This is a genomic window from Vibrio tasmaniensis, assembly GCF_024347635.1.
GTDB classification, from domain to species: Bacteria; Pseudomonadota; Gammaproteobacteria; order Enterobacterales; family Vibrionaceae; genus Vibrio; species Vibrio tasmaniensis.
In genome coordinates, this window is record NZ_AP025510.1 from 2,067,339 (window position 1) to 2,084,747 (window position 17,409).

General features: G+C 43.8%; 17 protein-coding genes, 1 riboswitch and 1 other annotated feature. Of the genes, 5 read left to right on the forward strand and 12 right to left on the reverse strand.

Translation table 11 applies throughout. From position 1 onward, the window contains the following. Nucleotides 1-41: 41 nt before the first annotated feature. Nucleotides 42-1,427 (reverse strand): cysteine--tRNA ligase, encoded by a 1,386-nt coding sequence (gene cysS, locus OCV44_RS09290; protein WP_139684530.1) that lies wholly within the window; start codon nt 1,425-1,427, stop codon nt 42-44. A 190-nt stretch (nt 1,428-1,617) separates the two neighbouring features. Between cysS and OCV44_RS09295 the strand changes: the two genes are divergently transcribed. The 4 genes from OCV44_RS09295 (at nt 1,618) to OCV44_RS09310 (ending at nt 4,902) form a co-directional block, all read left to right on the forward strand. Further along, nucleotides 1,618-2,112 (forward strand): peptidylprolyl isomerase, encoded by a 495-nt coding sequence (locus OCV44_RS09295; protein ID WP_004734582.1) that lies wholly within the window; start codon nt 1,618-1,620, stop codon nt 2,110-2,112. Nucleotides 2,113-2,195: 83 nt separating this feature from the next. After that, nucleotides 2,196-2,930 (forward strand): UDP-2,3-diacylglucosamine diphosphatase, encoded by a 735-nt coding sequence (gene lpxH / locus OCV44_RS09300; RefSeq protein WP_139684529.1) that lies wholly within the window; start codon nt 2,196-2,198, stop codon nt 2,928-2,930. 123 nt (nt 2,931-3,053) lie between these two features. Continuing rightward, nucleotides 3,054-4,271 carry an EAL and HDOD domain-containing protein gene (locus tag OCV44_RS09305; RefSeq protein ID WP_139684528.1) on the forward strand — a complete coding sequence of 406 codons (1,218 nt, stop codon included), beginning with the start codon at nt 3,054-3,056 and terminating at the stop codon, nt 4,269-4,271. 118 nt (nt 4,272-4,389) lie between these two features. Next, on the forward strand, nt 4,390-4,902 hold the full coding sequence (locus OCV44_RS09310) for a YchJ family protein (RefSeq protein WP_017098161.1): 513 nt from the start codon (nt 4,390-4,392) through the stop codon (nt 4,900-4,902). Nucleotides 4,903-5,111: 209 nt separating this feature from the next. On the opposite strand, the gene hisIE is transcribed toward OCV44_RS09310, so the two are convergent. From hisIE to OCV44_RS09355, 9 genes are all read right to left on the reverse strand, one after another. Then, a complete protein-coding gene (gene hisIE, locus OCV44_RS09315; protein WP_017098160.1) occupies nt 5,112-5,762 on the reverse strand; it encodes a bifunctional phosphoribosyl-AMP cyclohydrolase/phosphoribosyl-ATP diphosphatase HisIE in 651 nt (216 codons plus the stop codon). Beyond that, nucleotides 5,759-6,532, reverse strand: coding sequence for an imidazole glycerol phosphate synthase subunit HisF (hisF, locus tag OCV44_RS09320; protein WP_004734577.1), 774 nt, complete (start codon nt 6,530-6,532; stop codon nt 5,759-5,761). Before hisF ends, hisIE begins: the two co-directional genes overlap by 4 nt. After that, the gene (gene hisA / locus OCV44_RS09325; protein ID WP_012604374.1) at nt 6,514-7,251 is read right to left on the reverse strand and encodes a 1-(5-phosphoribosyl)-5-[(5-phosphoribosylamino)methylideneamino]imidazole-4-carboxamide isomerase; all 738 of its coding nucleotides are present in this window, start codon (nt 7,249-7,251) and stop codon (nt 6,514-6,516) included. Before hisA ends, hisF begins: the two co-directional genes overlap by 19 nt. A 43-nt stretch (nt 7,252-7,294) precedes the next feature. Next, complete coding sequence (hisH, locus tag OCV44_RS09330) at nt 7,295-7,909, reverse strand: imidazole glycerol phosphate synthase subunit HisH (protein WP_008223538.1); 615 nt, start codon at nt 7,907-7,909, stop codon at nt 7,295-7,297. 24 nt (nt 7,910-7,933) lie between these two features. After that, a complete protein-coding gene (hisB, locus tag OCV44_RS09335) occupies nt 7,934-9,022 on the reverse strand; it encodes a bifunctional histidinol-phosphatase/imidazoleglycerol-phosphate dehydratase HisB (RefSeq protein ID WP_017098159.1) in 1,089 nt (362 codons plus the stop codon). Between the two features lie 130 nt (nt 9,023-9,152). Beyond that, nucleotides 9,153-10,193: a histidinol-phosphate transaminase gene (gene hisC, locus OCV44_RS09340; protein ID WP_139684527.1), complete on the reverse strand. Its 1,041-nt coding sequence runs from the start codon at nt 10,191-10,193 to the stop codon at nt 9,153-9,155. A 9-nt stretch (nt 10,194-10,202) separates the two neighbouring features. Further along, on the reverse strand, nt 10,203-11,522 hold the full coding sequence (hisD, locus tag OCV44_RS09345) for a histidinol dehydrogenase (protein ID WP_102420519.1): 1,320 nt from the start codon (nt 11,520-11,522) through the stop codon (nt 10,203-10,205). After that, entirely contained in the window at nt 11,522-12,418 is an 897-nt protein-coding gene (gene hisG / locus OCV44_RS09350; protein ID WP_004734571.1) for an ATP phosphoribosyltransferase, read from the reverse strand. Before hisG ends, hisD begins: the two co-directional genes overlap by 1 nt. Nucleotides 12,419-12,471: 53 nt before the next feature. Beyond that, nucleotides 12,472-12,607, reverse strand: a sequence feature (His leader region). Between the two features lie 189 nt (nt 12,608-12,796). Then, on the reverse strand, nt 12,797-14,389 hold the full coding sequence (locus OCV44_RS09355) for a Na+/H+ antiporter NhaC family protein (RefSeq protein ID WP_139684526.1): 1,593 nt from the start codon (nt 14,387-14,389) through the stop codon (nt 12,797-12,799). 112 nt (nt 14,390-14,501) lie between these two features. Further along, a riboswitch (Lysine riboswitch) is annotated at nt 14,502-14,679 on the reverse strand. A gap of 376 nt (nt 14,680-15,055) precedes the next feature. Here OCV44_RS09355 and OCV44_RS09360 point away from each other — a divergent pair. Beyond that, on the forward strand, nt 15,056-15,466 hold the full coding sequence (locus tag OCV44_RS09360) for an H-NS family histone-like protein (RefSeq protein WP_139684525.1): 411 nt from the start codon (nt 15,056-15,058) through the stop codon (nt 15,464-15,466). 166 nt (nt 15,467-15,632) lie between these two features. On the opposite strand, the gene OCV44_RS09365 is transcribed toward OCV44_RS09360, so the two are convergent. Next, nucleotides 15,633-16,937: an inosine/guanosine kinase gene (locus OCV44_RS09365; protein WP_009848810.1), complete on the reverse strand. Its 1,305-nt coding sequence runs from the start codon at nt 16,935-16,937 to the stop codon at nt 15,633-15,635. Nucleotides 16,938-17,039: 102 nt separating this feature from the next. Further along, entirely contained in the window at nt 17,040-17,309 is a 270-nt protein-coding gene (locus OCV44_RS09370; RefSeq protein WP_004734567.1) for a hypothetical protein, read from the reverse strand. Nucleotides 17,310-17,409: the final 100 nt, after the last annotated feature.

The following is a 17,409-nucleotide window of genomic DNA, read 5'->3' on the forward strand; positions in this document are numbered from 1 at the left end:
TGCTAGAAAAAAGGGCTGAAAATCAGCCCTTCTTATCAGATTTACTTACGACGCCAAGTCGTACCTTCTGGGCCATCTTCCAGAACAATACCTAACTCGTTCAGCTTATCACGTGCAAGATCGGCATTTGCCCAATCTTTCGAAGCACGAGAGTCGTTGCGCAGTTTTATCAACGCTTCGATTTCAGCGACTTCGTCATCGTTACTTGCCGCATCGCCTTGCAAGAAAGCTTCTGGGTCTTGATGAAGAATACCGATGATGTCTGCCAGTTCACGCATCAATGCACCTAGTGCACTTGCTTTCTCGATGCTTTCAGTCTTGATACGGTTGATTTCACGAGCCATTTCAAACAGCACTGAATAAGCTTCAGGTGTGTTGAAATCATCGTTCATCGCTGTAGAGAAACGAGTCACGTACTCTTCACCACCAGCAGGCGCAGCAGTAACATCTAGGCCACGAAGTGATGTATAGAGACGCTCTAGTGATGCGCGAGCTTGATTTAAGTTATCTTCGCTGTAGTTCAGTTGGCTACGGTAGTGACCAGACATTAGGAAATAACGTACTGTTTCTGCATCGTAATGCTGAAGAACATCACGGATAGTGAAAAAGTTACCCAGTGACTTAGACATTTTTTCTCTGTCTACCATCACCATGCCACTGTGCATCCAAGTATTCACATACTGGGTGCCATGTGCACAGCAAGATTGTGCGATTTCGTTCTCATGGTGCGGGAATTGTAGATCTGAACCACCACCGTGGATATCGAAGTGATTACCAAGAATAGACGAGTTCATTGCTGAACATTCGATGTGCCAACCCGGACGACCTGGACCCCATGGTGATTCCCACGTAGGTTCACCGGGCTTAGACATCTTCCAAAGAACGAAATCTAACGGGCTACGTTTTGCTGAATCGATGTCAACACGAGCACCAGCTTGAAGCTGGTCAAGGTCTTGCTTGGAAAGCTTACCGTACTCGTCGAACTTCTTAACTTCGAACATCACGTCGCCGTTGCTTGCAACGTAGGCAAAACCACGTTGAATTAGCTTTTCTACTAACTCAATGATCTCTGTGATGAATTCAGTCGCACGAGGCTCAACATCAGGGCGTTTCATGTTCAATGCATCGAAGTCCGCGTGCATTTCACCGATCAGGCGTTCAGTCAGAGAGTCACAAGACTCGCCGTTTTCATTAGCGCGTTTGATGATCTTGTCATCGATATCAGTAATGTTACGAACGAAGTTCAAATCATAACCAAGGTAACGAAGGTAACGAGTTACTACGTCGAAAGAAACGAACGTACGGCCATGACCAATATGACAGAGATCGTATATGGTTACCCCACAGACATACATACCGACTTTGCCAGCTGTAATTGGTTTGAATTCCTCTTTCTGTCTTGTGAGCGTGTTATATATCTTCAGCATGATCTCTATCTATTTTATGGATTAATCAAAAATAAGTTCGCAGTATAACAAGTCATACCTTAATAGGTAATCCCCAAAAGCAGGAATTGCCTCAAACATCCGAGTTAAGTTAATGATTTGGTGATTTGAAAGTCTGCCAACATGCGCTAGAATTCGAACTTCATATTAAAAAGACAGTAAGGTAACAATCATGATCATCCTTCACACAAATTTTGGTGACATCAAAGTTCAACTTAACGAAGAAAAAGCACCAGAAACAAGCGCAAACTTCCTACAGTATTGCCGTGACGGTTTTTACGACAACACACTATTTCACCGTGTTATCGATGGTTTCATGGTTCAAGGCGGCGGCATGACTTCTGGCCTTAAAGAAAAAACAACTCGTGCGACTATCAAGAACGAAGCAAACAACGGCCTAGCGAACAAAGTGGGTACGCTAGCAATGGCTCGTACTATGGAACCGCACTCAGCGAGCTCTCAGTTCTTCATCAACGTTAACGACAACTCTTTCCTAAACTTCCGCAGCGAAAGCCTAGACGGTTGGGGCTACTGTGTATTCGCAGAAGTTGTTGAAGGCATGGACATCGTAAACAAGATCAAAGGTGTTAGCACAGGCTCTATGGGTATGCACCAAGATGTACCGCTAGAAGAAGTGATCATCACTGGCACTACAATCGAAGCTTAATTCATCGCTTTCGATTAATATTAATAATTGATGAACCGATAAATCAGGATACAGGGAGCGAATCGCTCCCTTTTTTTAGACCTATGAAAACATATTTTATATCAGATCTACATCTTGCTCCGTCACGACAAGACATCACTGACTGCTTCTTAACCTTCATGAAGAACGAGGCCGTAGAAGCGGACGCACTCTACGTGTTAGGTGACCTTTTCGAATTCTGGATTGGTGATGACGATAAGAGTGAGTTCGCGAATTCCATTCGCCAAACGTTTATAGACTTAGTTAACACTGGCGTGCCTTGTTATTTCACACAAGGTAACCGCGACTTTTTAGTTGGCAAAAAATTTGCGAAACAAACAGGTGTGCAACTTCTAGATGAAGTATCAACTATCGATGTCTACGGACAAAAAGCGGTGGTATTGCATGGTGATACTCTGTGTACCGAAGATGTAAAGTACCTCGCCTTTCGCGAAAAAGTTCATCAACCCTGGTTACAATGGGTCTTTAATAGAATTCCATTTTTTATTAAAAAGAAAATTGTCTCCAAGGTTCAGTCTGATATCAAAGATGACAAGCAAACCAAATCTCTCGACATCATGGATGTAACACAGCAAGAAGTCGAAAATGTGATGGCACAACACAATGTCGATTTGATGATCCACGGTCATACTCACCGCCCAAACATACACACATTCAGTGCCAGCAATTGCAGTAAAACCCGTATCGTACTTGGTGATTGGTATACTCAGGGATCAGTTCTGGTCTTCACCTCGCAAGGTTTTGAACTACAGAATCGAGCGTTTGGCAATCGCTTTTAGCATCACGGTTAAACTTTCACTTTTATTATTATCATCGGTCAGATTTTCTTCTATTGTATATGGTAATTTTTCTTAAATTAGCTATCATCTGTCTATCAAAAATAAACCGAACACAGTACCAAGTTGAAATATTCATACGTAGCGCGTCAACCAATACTCGATGCAGACAAGAAGACCATAGGTTACGAGTTGCTATTTAGGGATGGTCCTAAGAACACTTTCCCTGAAGTAGAGCCCGAACTCGCTACTAGCCGTTTGCTTTCCGATCACTTCTTATCTACCCACTATAATACATTGGGCGATAAGCTTGGGTTCGTTAATTTCCCTTATGCAAGCTTGGTTAACCTAGTCCCAACTCTGTTTCCAAAAGAGAGCCTAGTTGTCGAGGTGTTGGAAGACTGTGAGCCAACAGACGAACTGCTAGAAGCAATCATCACAATTTATAATGCGGGTTACACGATCGCGTTAGACGACTTTGTGCCGAGCAAAGCATGGAAACGCTTCTTACCCTACGTATCAATTATCAAGTTCGACATACGTTTGATCTCAATTGCTAAAGCAGCGATGTTCATGAACACTCTGAAAGAGTTGAATATCGAGTTTCTAGCAGAGAAAGTAGAAACGCACGAAGAATATCAAGAAGCGATCCAAGCTGGGTTTACCTATTTTCAAGGCTACTTTTTTAGCAAACCGGAAATGATCCAAACGCGAGCATTGAACCCTGCTTTTTTAACCATTGTTCAACTGTTGAAAGAGATTGCCAACGATCCTATCAACTTTGCCGAAGTAGAGCGTTTGATTACCCTTGATATGACCATGTCGTATAAGCTGCTTTCATACGTAAACTCCGCAGGTGGCTCATCAACACCGATTCGTTCATTCCACCAAGCGCTTGTTTATCTTGGTGAACAGAAGCTACGTAAGTTAGTTTCACTGGTTGCTATCGCATCCGCGAAAGAAGATAAGCCAGACTCACTCTATGGTTTAGCTGTGATACGCGCACGTCAATGTGAACTCTTGGTCAAAAAAATGAATGTTAAGGTCGAGCCTGGACAAGCCTTTTTAACCGGCATGTTTTCGCTGCTTGACTCCCTATTCGATCTGCCTTTGGAAAAAGTATTGGACTCGGTGCCGATCGATGATGAAATTAAACAAGCCTTGATACAACGTAAAGGTGTGCTAGGTGCCATTTTGGCGATGGTCATTGCTTATGAACAAGCTCGCTGGGATGAAGTAACGCGCATCCGTAAGTTGCTCAAACTCAACGAAGCTGAGCTAGGTCAAGCTTATGACGAAGCAACCTCTTGGACTCAAGATCTGCTGTGCTCTACTTCGAAATAGCTCACGTTACACAAGGATTTCAATAGAAACTCAGCTTTGGTGAGCGATCGTTTCTTGGTAAACTCCCACGCATTCATTTATGGCCTCTTAATAGAGGCCATTTTTACAGGATTTGACTATGTCTTTATGCCCATGCGGTAGCAAAAACACTTACCAACAGTGCTGTAAATCAGCACACCTTAACCACAGTGCCGTTGAAACACCCGAGCAATTGATGCGCTCACGTTATTCTGCACATGTACTTGGTTTGGTGGATTATGTTGTTGCGACTTACCACCCTAGCTGCAACGCAGAAGCGCAAAGAGAAGGTATTGCCGAATCTATCAACAGTGATTGGGCAGGACTAGAAGTCATCGATACTGCGGTAGGCTCGCACCAAGACGAAGGCTTTGTTGAGTTTAAAGCTTACTTCAATGAAGAAGGCGCACAATACTGCATGCAAGAACGCTCTCGCTTTATACGTCAAGACGGTCTTTGGTACTACATTGATGGTACCTTCCCAGAGCAGGAACAAACTACACAACCAGAAATTGACCCACGCTTAAATCAAACCGTTGAGAGCTTTAAAATCGGCCGTAATGATCCGTGTATTTGTGGCAGTGGTAAGAAATACAAGAAGTGCTGCGGGTAACTCGTTCGACTAAGAAGTCAGATTAAGAGAAGAGATTCCTGATGTCGCTTAGGCTCCTCGGAATGACGCAAAGTCAGAGGTTAGAAAAGTGACGTAGGGCTTAGAAATCTTGAAATCTTGAAAATTAAAAAACTAAAAAGCCCCGTAAACATGTTTGTTTGCGGGGCTTTTGCCTGTCTTTTACGCGGTTCTATTAATCTAAAGAGAGCTTACTTATGACGCTCTTTCAGCTTGTTTACCACATCATCCATCGATAAGCCTTGATCTTGAAGAAGAACCATTAGGTGGTAAATCAAATCTGCTGATTCACACACTAACTCCGCCTTATCGCCCGACGTCGCCGCAAGCGCGACTTCAACGCCTTCTTCGCCCACTTTTTGCGAAATACGCTTGGTGCCACGGGCATATAGACTGGCAGTATAAGAAGATTCAGGATCGGCGTCCTTGCGGGCAGCCAATAGCTGCTCAAGCTGATGAAGCCACACCATCTGAGACTCTTCTTGCTTGTCTCCATCCCAACACGTTGTTGTACCTGTGTGGCACGTTGGACCAATGGGATTAACTTTAACCAGTAAGGTGTCGCTGTCACAGTCCAAGGCGACGTTGTGCAGTTGCAATACGTTGCCTGACGTTTCACCTTTCGTCCAAAGGCGCTCTTTGGTGCGAGAGAAAAACGTCACTTGGCCAGTCTCGCCTGTTTTCTCTAGTGCTGCTGGGTTCATGTATCCCATCATCAGCACTTGGCTAGACTGGTAATCTTGAACAATCGCTGGCACTAAGCCATCGACTTTTTCCCAATCAATACGCTCTGACAATGCGCCTACTTCTGTTTTTGATAAGCTTACGGGTTCAAAACTCATAGTCGCACCTCTACATCTTGTTGTTTTAAATACTGTTTAAGTTCACCAATATTGATGACTTGTTTGTGGAATACCGAAGCCGCAAGTGCTCCATCCACGTTGGTCTTTTTATAAGCTTCAGCAAAGTGTTCCATTGCACCTGCGCCACCTGATGCAATCAGGGGTACATTACACACCGAACGTACCATATTTAACTGGTCGATATCATAGCCGTTGCGAACGCCATCTTGGTTCATCATGTTTAACACGATCTCACCGGCGCCACGCTTCTGTACTTCCTGCACCCAATCTTTGGTTTCCCACTTGGTTGCTTTGGTACGCGCTTCATCGCCTGTGAATTGGTAAACCTGATATTTACCCGTCTCTTTATCGAAGTATGAATCGATACCGACAACGATACACTGTACGCCGAACTTATCAGCTAGGTCAGTGATTAGCTGTGGGTTAGCCAATGCAGGCGAGTTGATGGATACTTTATCTGCACCAAACTCAAGAATGCGTGCTGCATCTTCCGCAGACTTAATACCACCAGCCACACAGAAAGGAATATCAATCACTTCTGCTACACGTTTCACCCAGCTTTTATCGACCACACGGCCATCACTTGATGCGGTGATGTCATAAAATACTAATTCATCAGCGCCCTCTTCTGCGTAGCGTTGTGCTAGCGGAACGATGTCACCAATAATTTCGTGATTACGGAATTGAACGCCCTTAACCACTTGTCCATCACGGACATCCAAACAAGGGATTATTCGCTTTGCCAACATGCAAATGCCTCCTCTGCGGTGAACTTGCCATCAAGCAGTGCACGACCAACAATCACACCCGCAACGCCGCTGCCTTTAAGTGCTTCGATATCAGCTAGGCTGCCAATGCCACCCGATGATTGGAATTGCACTTGTGGGTACTGTTTACAGAGATCAACATAGAGCTCTACGTTTGACCCTTCTAGCGTGCCATCACGTGAAATATCAGTACACAGAACGTGTTTAAGGCCAACCGTGAGGTAATCTTCAATTAGCGCTTCAATGGTCACGCCTGAATCTTCTTGCCAACCTGAAATCGCGACTTTACGTGTGCCGCTTTCGTCAATATTGATGTCCAGAGCCAGCACGATTTTTTCCGCACCGTACTTCTCCATCCAACCTTTAACCAACTCAGGTTGCTTAACTGCCGTAGAACCAACCACAACGCGCTGTGCGCCAGCTTCTAGTAGATCAACGACATCTTGTTCGTTACGCACGCCACCACCAATCTGGATGTTCGCAGGCGTGCTAGCAAGGAGCTTAGCAATCAAGTCTAACTGACGAGCCGTTGTGTCTTTTGCGCCCGTTAAGTCAACAAGGTGCAGCCAGCCAGCGCCAGCTTGGTGATACAGATTAAACTGCTCTGCTGGGTCTACTTTGTATTCTGTTACTTGCCCGTAGTCCCCTTGGAATAAGCGAACTACTTGGCCTTCAATTAAATCTAACGCGGGAATAATCATTTACATTCCTTATAGGGCAACGTTAGCCGCTGCCAAATCCTTATTACAATTCCAAGAAGTTCTGAATCAGCTTAGAGCCAGCTTTTGACGAACGTTCTGGGTGGAACTGAACACCATAATAGTTGCCACTTTGCACTGCGGCAGTAAACGGATTGCCGTAATCACATTGTGCGATTGTGTAGTCACCCACTGGCATTGCGAAGCTGTGTACAAAGTAGAAGTACTCGCCCTCTTCAATATCTTTGAATAGAGGGTGGTTAGGTGTCGCGGTTACTGTGTTCCAACCCATGTGTGGTAATGGCAAATCACCCGTTTCAAGTAAACGAACTTCGCCATCACACAATCCTAGGCATTCAACTAACTCGTCAGCTTTTTGGCCTTTCTCTTGAGACAATTTGCCTAACAACTGCATACCTAAACAAATACCTAGCAGGGGCTTCTCTACTTGCTTCACAAGAGAAACAAGGTCGCGCTCTTGCAAGTTCTTCATTGCCTCACTTGCTGTGCCTACACCGGGTAGGAATAGCTTATCGGCAGCAAGAACAACTTCTGGTTCTTTTGAAATTTCAACTGCGTAGCCTAGACGTTCAATCGCAAACTTCACCGAGGAAACATTGGCACAACCAGTATCAATAATAACGACTTTTTGATCTTTCATTGTTTTTCCTTGCTAACGTTAGCCTTACAGAACGCCTTTGCTGCTTGGTAACTCGTTACCTTCAACTTTGATTGCTTGGCGAAGAGTACGGCCAAACGCTTTGAATAGGCTCTCAATGATGTGGTGATCATTATTACCGTCAGAAGAAAGGTGTAGCGTACAAGCCAATGTATCGGTTAGAGAACGGAAGAAGTGAACCACCATCTCTGTTGAAAGGTCACCCACTTGCTCGCGGCTGAATTTAGCATCGAACTTCAGGTATGGACGGCCAGAAAGGTCTAGCGCACACTGAGCCAAACACTCATCCATTGGTAGGCTGAAACCAAAGCGGCCAATACCACGTTTATCGCCTAATGCATCTTTCAATGCTTGGCCTAAAGCAAGTGCGGTATCTTCTACTGTGTGGTGATCATCAATGTGCAGGTCGCCCTTCACAGTCAGGTTCATTTGGAAACCGCCGTGTGTCGCGATTTGATCAAGCATGTGATCGAAGAAACCCATGCCAGTATCAATCTTGTTGTCACCGGTTTCATCAAGGTTTACGGCTACCTTAATGTCGGTTTCTTTAGTGGTACGAACCACTTCAGCAACACGAGCATTAACCGTCAGATCTTTAACGATCTGTGGCCAGTTAAGCGTGCCTTCAGTTTGCGCATCTGGTCCGTATTGGATACCACGAATTGCCATGTTCTCAGCAAGTTGAAGATCCGTCATTCGATCGCCAATCACGACTGACTTTTGGAAGTCAACTTTACCGCCTTGTAGGTATTCTTTAACCATACCCAGCTTAGGCTTGCGGCAAGAGCAGTTGTCTTCATCAAAGTGAGGGCAGATTAGAACATCATCAAACTTAACGCCCTGAGACTCAAAGAACTCCATCATCATATTATGTGGAGCATCGAACTCTTCTTGCGGGTAGCTATCTGTGCCTAGACCATCTTGGTTAGTCACCATCACTAAGCGATAACCTGCATCTTGCAGTGCAAGTAGGCTAGGGATCACTAACGGTTCGAATTTTAGTTTGTCTAAACGGTCTACTTGAAAGTCAACTGGCGGCTCAACAATTAAGGTGCCGTCACGGTCTATAAAAAGTATTTTCTGTTGTTTACTCACTTGAACTTCCTTTTAATTTTAAATCTGCTGGCCTAGCTAAAATCAACGCTAACCCAAAATATTGGTTTCACTTGCCAGCCTGCAATTAATCCACTCAAACTGGCAAATGTTATTACTGGTAAACCTTTCGTTACTGATAAAAGTTACGAATGAATCCAAGTGTCTTTTCGCACTCTTCGCGATTACCAATACTAATACGAACACAGTCTTCAATTGGTGAATTACGCAAAATGATGCCCGTATCCCAAGCCGCTTTAAATAACTCATCGCCGTTCGGGAATTTAACCAGTAGGTAGTTACCCCAACCATCAAATACCGTCACTTGAGGCATACCTAATAGACCTGCTTGTAAATACGCTCGGTTAGCACTTAAATCCAGAACTTGGAACTTAGCACGCGCTAGTCCTTGCTCTGAAAGTGCTTGAACGGCAATGTCAGCAACAGGGATTGGCACTGGATAAGGAGCAATCACCTTTAACAATACATCGATAAGCTCTTTGTTCGCTAGCGTAAAGCCACAACGTAAACCCGCTAAAGCAAATGCTTTCGAGAGAGTTCGAAGAATCGCTAGATTCGGATACTGAGCAAGCAAATCCACCGTTGATGCTTCAGGGCAGAAATCGATATACGCTTCATCCATCACCACAATCGCTTTGTCTTGTGTCATTTCAAGCAGTTTAACGATGTCTTTACGGTTAACTAAGTTACCTGTTGGGTTATTTGGACTACAAACAAACACCACTTTTACGTTGTCAAGTTGAGCTTCAATAGCAGGAAGATCCAATTGCCATTCAGAAGTCAGAGGCACCACTTTACGCTCAACACCAATCGTCTCTGCACTGATTGCGTACATACCGTAAGTGGGTGGGCAGTAAAGAATAGCGTCTTCGTTTGGCTCACAGAACGCACGAATCAAAAGCTCGATACCTTCATCAGCACCACGTGTTGTCAGCGTTTGCTCTGATGTCACGCCAGCGTATTGAGCGTAAGCATCGATCAGCTCTTTAGGCTGGCACTCGCTGTAGCGGTTAAGTCGAGTCAGATTTAGGCTGTACTCGTTATCAAACGGAGATTCGTTGGCGTTCAACCATACATCTCCGCTGCCACCAATGCGTCTTGCAGACAAATAAGGTGTCAGAGCCTGAACTTGCTTTCTTGCTAACTTTTCCATGCTCTACCCTTATTTCGCTTTATTTAACTTTTCAACTCGATTTAATTTTTCAACTCGGATAGTCACAGCGCGTTTGTGTGCATCCAAGCCTTCGGCTTCCGCCATGGTTACTACTGTTGGCGCTAGGCCTTTCAAACCATCGGCTGTTAGCTCTTGTACTGTCATACGCTTAGAGAAATCAGCCAAACCTAGGCTTGAATAGGTTTTGGTGTAACCGTAGGTCGGCAGCACGTGGTTTGTTCCTGATGCGTAGTCACCTGCCGACTCTGGAGACCAGTCACCAAGGAAGATTGAACCTGCATTGTCTAGTAACGGCAGCAATTCACGTGGGTTCTTGGTCTGAACAATCAAGTGCTCTGGACCGTAGAAGTTCGAAATTGCAATCGCTTGAGTGATCGATTCAGCAATGATGATTAGGCTTGAAGCCAATGCTTGCTGAGCGATGTTCGCACGAGACAGTTCTTTCAGTTGCTTCTGAACCGCATCGGTTACTTGGTCGGCAACAACTGGTGATGGTGTGACTAATACAACCTGTGAATCTGGTCCGTGTTCCGCTTGGCTCAGTAGATCAGCAGCAATGAAGTCAGCATCTGCAGTTTCGTCTGCAATCACTAACACTTCAGACGGGCCAGCAGGCATATCAATCGCAGCGCCACGGAAGTCGTTACTTACTTGGCGTTTCGCTTCCGTTACGTAAGCGTTACCTGGACCGAAGATCTTATCGACCTTAGCAACACTTTCAGTACCGTAAGCCATGGCAGCAACGGCTTGACCGCCACCAACATTGTAAACCTCATCGATTTTACAAAGATTCGCGACATACAAGATTTCATCCGCGATGGGCGGAGGTGAACAAAGCACAACCTTGCGGCAACCCGCGATTTGAGCGGGTACACCTAACATAAGAACCGTTGACGGAAGTGGCGCGCTGCCACCCGGAATATAAAGGCCAACAGTATTAATAGCGCGTGTCACTTGCTCACACACAACGCCTGGCTGTGTCTCAACCTTAATGGGCTGAGGCTTCTGAGCTTCGTGAAACTTAGCAATATTGCTATAAGCTTGCTCTAACGCTTGCTTCATTTCTGGTGTTAAACGAGCACATGCCTCTTCAATTTCAGTCGAGCTAACTCGAATGGATTCTGGAGTCACACGATCGAACTTTTCAGTCAGTTCTTTAAGTGCGGCATCGCCTTCATTTCGTACTTTTGCAATCACATCAGAAACAGTCGCTGTGATGTTTGCACCTTCAGTAATAGCTGGACGCTCTAGTACCGAGTCTTGCTGTGATTCACTTAAAGATTGCCAAACAACGGTTCTCATCGTCACTACCCCATCATTTTTTCGATTGGTAATACTAGGATTGAGCTTGCACCCAACTCTTTCAGCTGTTCCATTGTTTCCCAGAACAAGTTCTCTGTACTTACAAGGTGAACCGCAACTTTGTCTTTGTCTGTTGATAGTGGAAGAACCGTAGGATCTTCAGCGCCAGGCAATAATGCTTTGATTTGCTCTAGCTGAGATGTTGGTGCGTGAAGCATGATGTACTTCGACTCTTTTGCTTGTTGAACACCCTGCATACGAGTCAGTAGTTTTTCAATCAGAGCAGTTTTGTCTGCATCGAACTCACCAACACGCTGAATCAGTGTTGCTTTAGATTGGAAGATAGCCTCTGCTTCCTTTAGGCCATTCGCTTCTAGTGTCGCACCTGTAGAAACTAAATCGGCAATAGCGTCTGCTAGACCAGCACGTGGCGCAACTTCAACTGAGCCCGTTAGCATACAAGCGCTGAATTCAACACCCTGCTCGTCCATGTAGGCTTTCAGTAATTGTGGGTAAGTGGTCGCGATACGTTTGCCAGCTAAATCTTGTGGGCCGTTGTACTCTTCATCTTTGTTGATCGCGATAGAAAGGCGGCAACCACCGAAGTCTAAACGACGTAGCGTGCGGAATTCTGAAGGCTCTTTAAGAGCAACACGGTCTAGACGAACTTCTTCTAGTTCATTTTCACCGATGAAACCTAGGTCAACTACACCATCCATGATAAGGCCTGGGATGTCGTCATCACGAACCAATAACAAGTCGATTGGCATATTTAGTGAATGAACAACTAAACGCTCACCCATGATGTTAAATTTAACACCACATTTTTTAAGTAGATCTTGGCACTCTTTACTTAAGCGACCTTTCTTTTGAATTGCGATTCTTAGGCGTTGTGTCTGCATTGCTATATCCCTGTGCAAATATTTGAATTTATTGATTATTTAAAAGTGCTAAAACTAAAAAACCCTCGGAAGACTTTGTCGTCCCGAGGGTTTAAATCTAAATTCTTTGACTTAACCTCCGGGAGAATTCTTGCTCCCGGGTATACGTAAATCTCCCCGAAAGACTAGATAGGGTGATGATGGTGATGAATGTTCATTACTAATTTACGCATACTTATCAGCTCTTAGGTTGTTTGCTGTCTTGTATCCACACTAACTAAGCTGACACCCTTTTTCAACCATTTATTCGAACTTTTTTCACGAAATTTAAAATTAAATTAACGAGCACAAAAAAAGGGAGGCAAACGCCTCCCTTCTCATTATTCAATCAAGTGATGATCAGCTTTTACACGTTGCCATCTTACAACGTGAGAAATAAGCTAATGCAAAACATACTGCCACAAACGTTAGAGATGCTGCGCCGAATGCGATGCCAGTTGATGATGTCATACCTAGTGTGATGAAGCCGATACACGATACGAACGCCACAGACAGCGCATAAGGAAGCTGAGTCGATACGTGATCAATGTGGTTACAACGAGCACCTGTAGAAGACAGAATCGTTGTGTCTGAGATTGGAGAACAGTGGTCACCAAATACAGAACCCGCAAGAACCGCACTTAACATAGGCAGAATTAGCGCGATATCAGAGGCTGCAGCCATGTCACCTGCGATAGGTAGCATGATACCGAACGTACCCCATGATGTACCTGTCGAGAACGCCATTAGGCCTGCAAGAAGGAACAAGATAACTGGTAGCCAGTGGTAATCAATGTTACCCGTCGCTAAAGATGATAGGTACGAACCTGTTTTCATGTCGCCGATAACTGAACCGATCGTCCATGCAAACACAAGAATAAGGATAGCGCCAAACATAGAGCTTGCACCAATCCACATTGTTCTTGCGATATCAGCCATAGGCAGTTTCTGTTTGAATACCGTTGCTAGCGCAACGAGTAAACCAATAACACCACCGTAAACCAGAGACTTACCTACATCCGTATTTTCAAATGCGCCAAGTAAGTTGAATGCTTGACCATCAGCAGTAAGCGCTTGGCCACCCGTGTAAAGCATTGCAGCAACCGTCGCTACAATTAACGCTACGATTGGCATTACGAGATCAGAAACAGAACCGTTTTCGCTCTCTTGAATATCTAGCTCTTCGTTTAGATCGTGCGCTTGCTTTTGATCATTGTCGCCTTCAAAGCCACGGCCTTGAGAAGCTTCAATCTCATGCTCACGCATTTTACCAACATCTAAACCAAACCACGCAACAGCAAACACCATTAATAGCGCGAACACAGCGTAGAAGTTCATTGGGATAAGGCGAACGTAAGCACCCAGTGCAGAATACTCTGTCACACCGTGTGTCACTAAGATGCCACCAATGATAGTGATAATGTAAGCACCCCAGCTAGAAGCAGGCATGATCACACACATAGGAGCAGCAGTTGAGTCTAGGATATAAGCTAGCTTAGCGCGAGATACGTAGAAGCGGTCAGTTACAGGGCGGGAGATAGCACCTACCGCTAAGCTGTTGAAGTAATCATCAACAAAGATGAATACACCTAAGAATGCAGCAAGTAGTTTTGAGCCACGTTTGCTCTTAACACGAGACTGTGCCCACTCAGCGAATGCGCGAGTGCCGCCAGAAAGTGTTAATAATGCCGTTGTCATTCCAAGAATAATTAGGAAAGCGACGATGCTCATGTTCCAAGTGTTAATGCCACCATCTTCGATGAAAACACCAGATACTTTAGTAAAGACGTAGCTAGCTGCGTTACCTACTGAGTAGTCAGCAAGTAGAATCGCACCCATAACAATACCGACACCCAAGGAAACTAATACACGGCGGGTAACAATAGCAAGAGTCAAGGCAACCAAGGGAGGAAGCAGTGATAAAGGCGATGTTGCAAAATCTATTAAATTCATGATCTTCAAAAACCAGTTTTTTATTTGGCTAGAGATCTACTGCAGATAAACTTGATACGGCTTATCAAGCTCATGTTGAACTAAGCGAAAGGGAAGTGAACACTTCACCCAACCCTACAGTAGCGCTCCATAGTTTAAAATTAAGACTATGGCAGTGTTGTACCTATTAAGCACAACCCCAGCAAATTGCTTAGATATACAATTGACTTCGGCAATTACACCTTTCATTTCCATTCATTGGCATCACCCCAACGAAAACTACTTTTTATAATTGCACCTCTACGTGCGGTAACATTATTAACCGTTGAAACCAAAGTTTAGCAACAGATTAACCAAAGCACCGCATCAGGTAGTCGCAATTGTACCCATCAAGAGCAACAATGCAACATATCATTCCGAGAAAAATAGCTTTTTGTTAATGAAGTAATCAATAGAAGAATAGTCAACTTTTGTGGATTACTCCACCTAACACATATCAAATATCACCTAATTTTATTAAGATATTCCTTATAGTTATTATAATTTCATTAGAGGTCTATCTTTTCACTTAAACGTCTCGTCTCACTTTTTTATTTAAATAACTAATAGAAGAAATACTATTTGTTTTATTCTTGAGCTCTGTTTATTATTAGGAGGATTATTTAGTTTACCTTGATGGGAAATATCATGTCTGAATTAACAAAAACTCTATTAAATATCCGTAGCCTTCGTGCGTTCTCACGTGAATTAACTCTTGAGCAACTTGAAGAAGCGCTAGACAAGCTGACTATTGTTGTACAAGAACGTCAAGAGTCTGAAGCTGAAGAACGCGCAGCAAAAGCAGAGCAAGAAGCTAAGCTTTCTGCTATCGCAGAACAAATTGCAAAAGACGGTATTGATGTTGCCGATCTTATTGCTGCACTTTCTGGTGAAGCAAAATCTAAAACAACAAAATCTAAACGTGCTCCTCGCCCAGCGAAATACAAATATGTAGATGGCAATGGCGATGAGAAAACTTGGACTGGTCAAGGCCGTACGCCTTCAGCTATCCAAGAACAACTAGATGCTGGTAAATCTCTAGAAGAGTTTGCTCTTTAAGGCATCGTGTTTGCTAAGTGAATAATCAATAACCCACTAAGCAATAGAATTAATATTTAAGTCGACTAAAGTATTATTTACGGCTTCAATATATACAGAAACAAAAAAGGCTCCTTTCGGAGCCTTTTTTATATTTCACTACTAGAAATAGAAATCAAAAAATACCTTATCTTTCCCAGTACGCCTCTTCTAGACTGTCTTCTCTTTCAGGAAGGCCTCGAGATAATCGTGGCGAGTGCTGTACTAATACTTCATAACTTGCACGGTTTGAATATTTACAAACTTGTGAGAAAGAAGAATACGTCAAGAATGAATGCTGATGCTTACTTGAGTTAGGCACATTTTCTTTATGGTACTTATTAGCCGCCATATCATGTAATAGCGCAGATAATGCAGCATCACCGGCACCATTAGTATTCTTAATCTTTTCTGGGCCGCCCATGTAAGGTGCGATATGTGAATAGATTTTCGTTGGATTTTCACATAAGTCTTTATGTGCAGGACGGCTAAATTCATAACGGTTAAATTCAGCAATCGATCCTGGTAACAAAGGTAATGATGTTTCGCGCTTCACTGCATCTTCAGTGTAACCCGCCATAAACAAGCCCACAGGACCTGCTGTACATAAAACCAAGTCTACCCAATCTAGTGCTTTGTCTGAAGCAGCAAGAGGATCGCTTTCACCAGTTAATGCTTCAGCTTCGTCTTCATTCATTGCAACAACGGTTACATGTTGTTCAAGGAAATCTTTCCAAAACTCTGGATCATCTTGAATAACGAATTTAGTACCAAGTGTTAAAACGACAGGCACATCGTATTTCTTCGCGTATTCGATCGCTTTCATTGTTGCTTCAGGCATAGGGTCGCCTGGCTTACAACGAACTAAATAAGCGGTTAATACTAAAGCAGAAGCACTTTTGAAGATCTTTTCAGGGATGCTTTCTGGTTTTAGTTGGTTCATTTGACCTTCGCTAATTGCGAAAGTACGTTCACCATCTTCTGTAATTAATGCAAAGCAGCGACCAATTGCGCCATCTACCCCTTGTAAATGGTTCAGATCCATTCTGCTTGATGTATTACATAAATAGCGGTAACCGTAGCTACCAATTTTAATATCTTGGCTCATTACACCCAATAGTGTTGAACGGTCATCCGCCAATACTGAATAGTTGTGTAATGTATTGCCAATTGTGCCACCAGCGTATTCATTGGTAATCAGGCACTGTTCTTTTAATTCTTGATACAAAGATTCAGCAGCTTCATCACCAATAACCAGAGAGTGCCCCTTACTTAAGCCATATTTTTCGATTAGCTCAGAACTCACCTTTGCTTCAATATCCACCAAAGTTTGGTCAATACCGATTATATGAGTACGTGACATTCTTTTGCTCGTTTGAGCTTGGCTTACTAAAGGGTCACGAGCGTGAACCGGAAAATAGTGCTTTGATTTACGTTGTCCAGGGAATTTCATAGGGCTAGTCTAAGTCAAGGGGAAATAGGTGGCGGATTCTACCGCGCTATATTTAACGCGGCAATCTCTCAAACTATAGCAAACGTTTGCTACGTTATTTTTTTATTCGCCTTCCATAAAGCTTAGATCAGGCAGCATGCCTAAATGCTCGGCGTAACGTTTTTGATTAAACTCTGCACCGTTTTTCATTACATCAAATACTTCAATAGCCAGTGCACATGCCATAGCCGCAATCGCCTCTTCACGAGGAGTACCTGTCATCATTAAACGCATCAACGTCTCTTTCACTTTCACAGGTTGGCCATCTTCAAGTTGGTTTTCGATAATCTCGATCAACTGTTCTTCTTGCATAAACTCATTTTGTTCAGACATTTTTCATCTCAGGTCTTGGATTTTGAGCGACTATGCCACATATAGATCTGACATCCTAGCGAGTCTCCTCGCGTTCATGCGATTCTCTAACGAAGTCAGC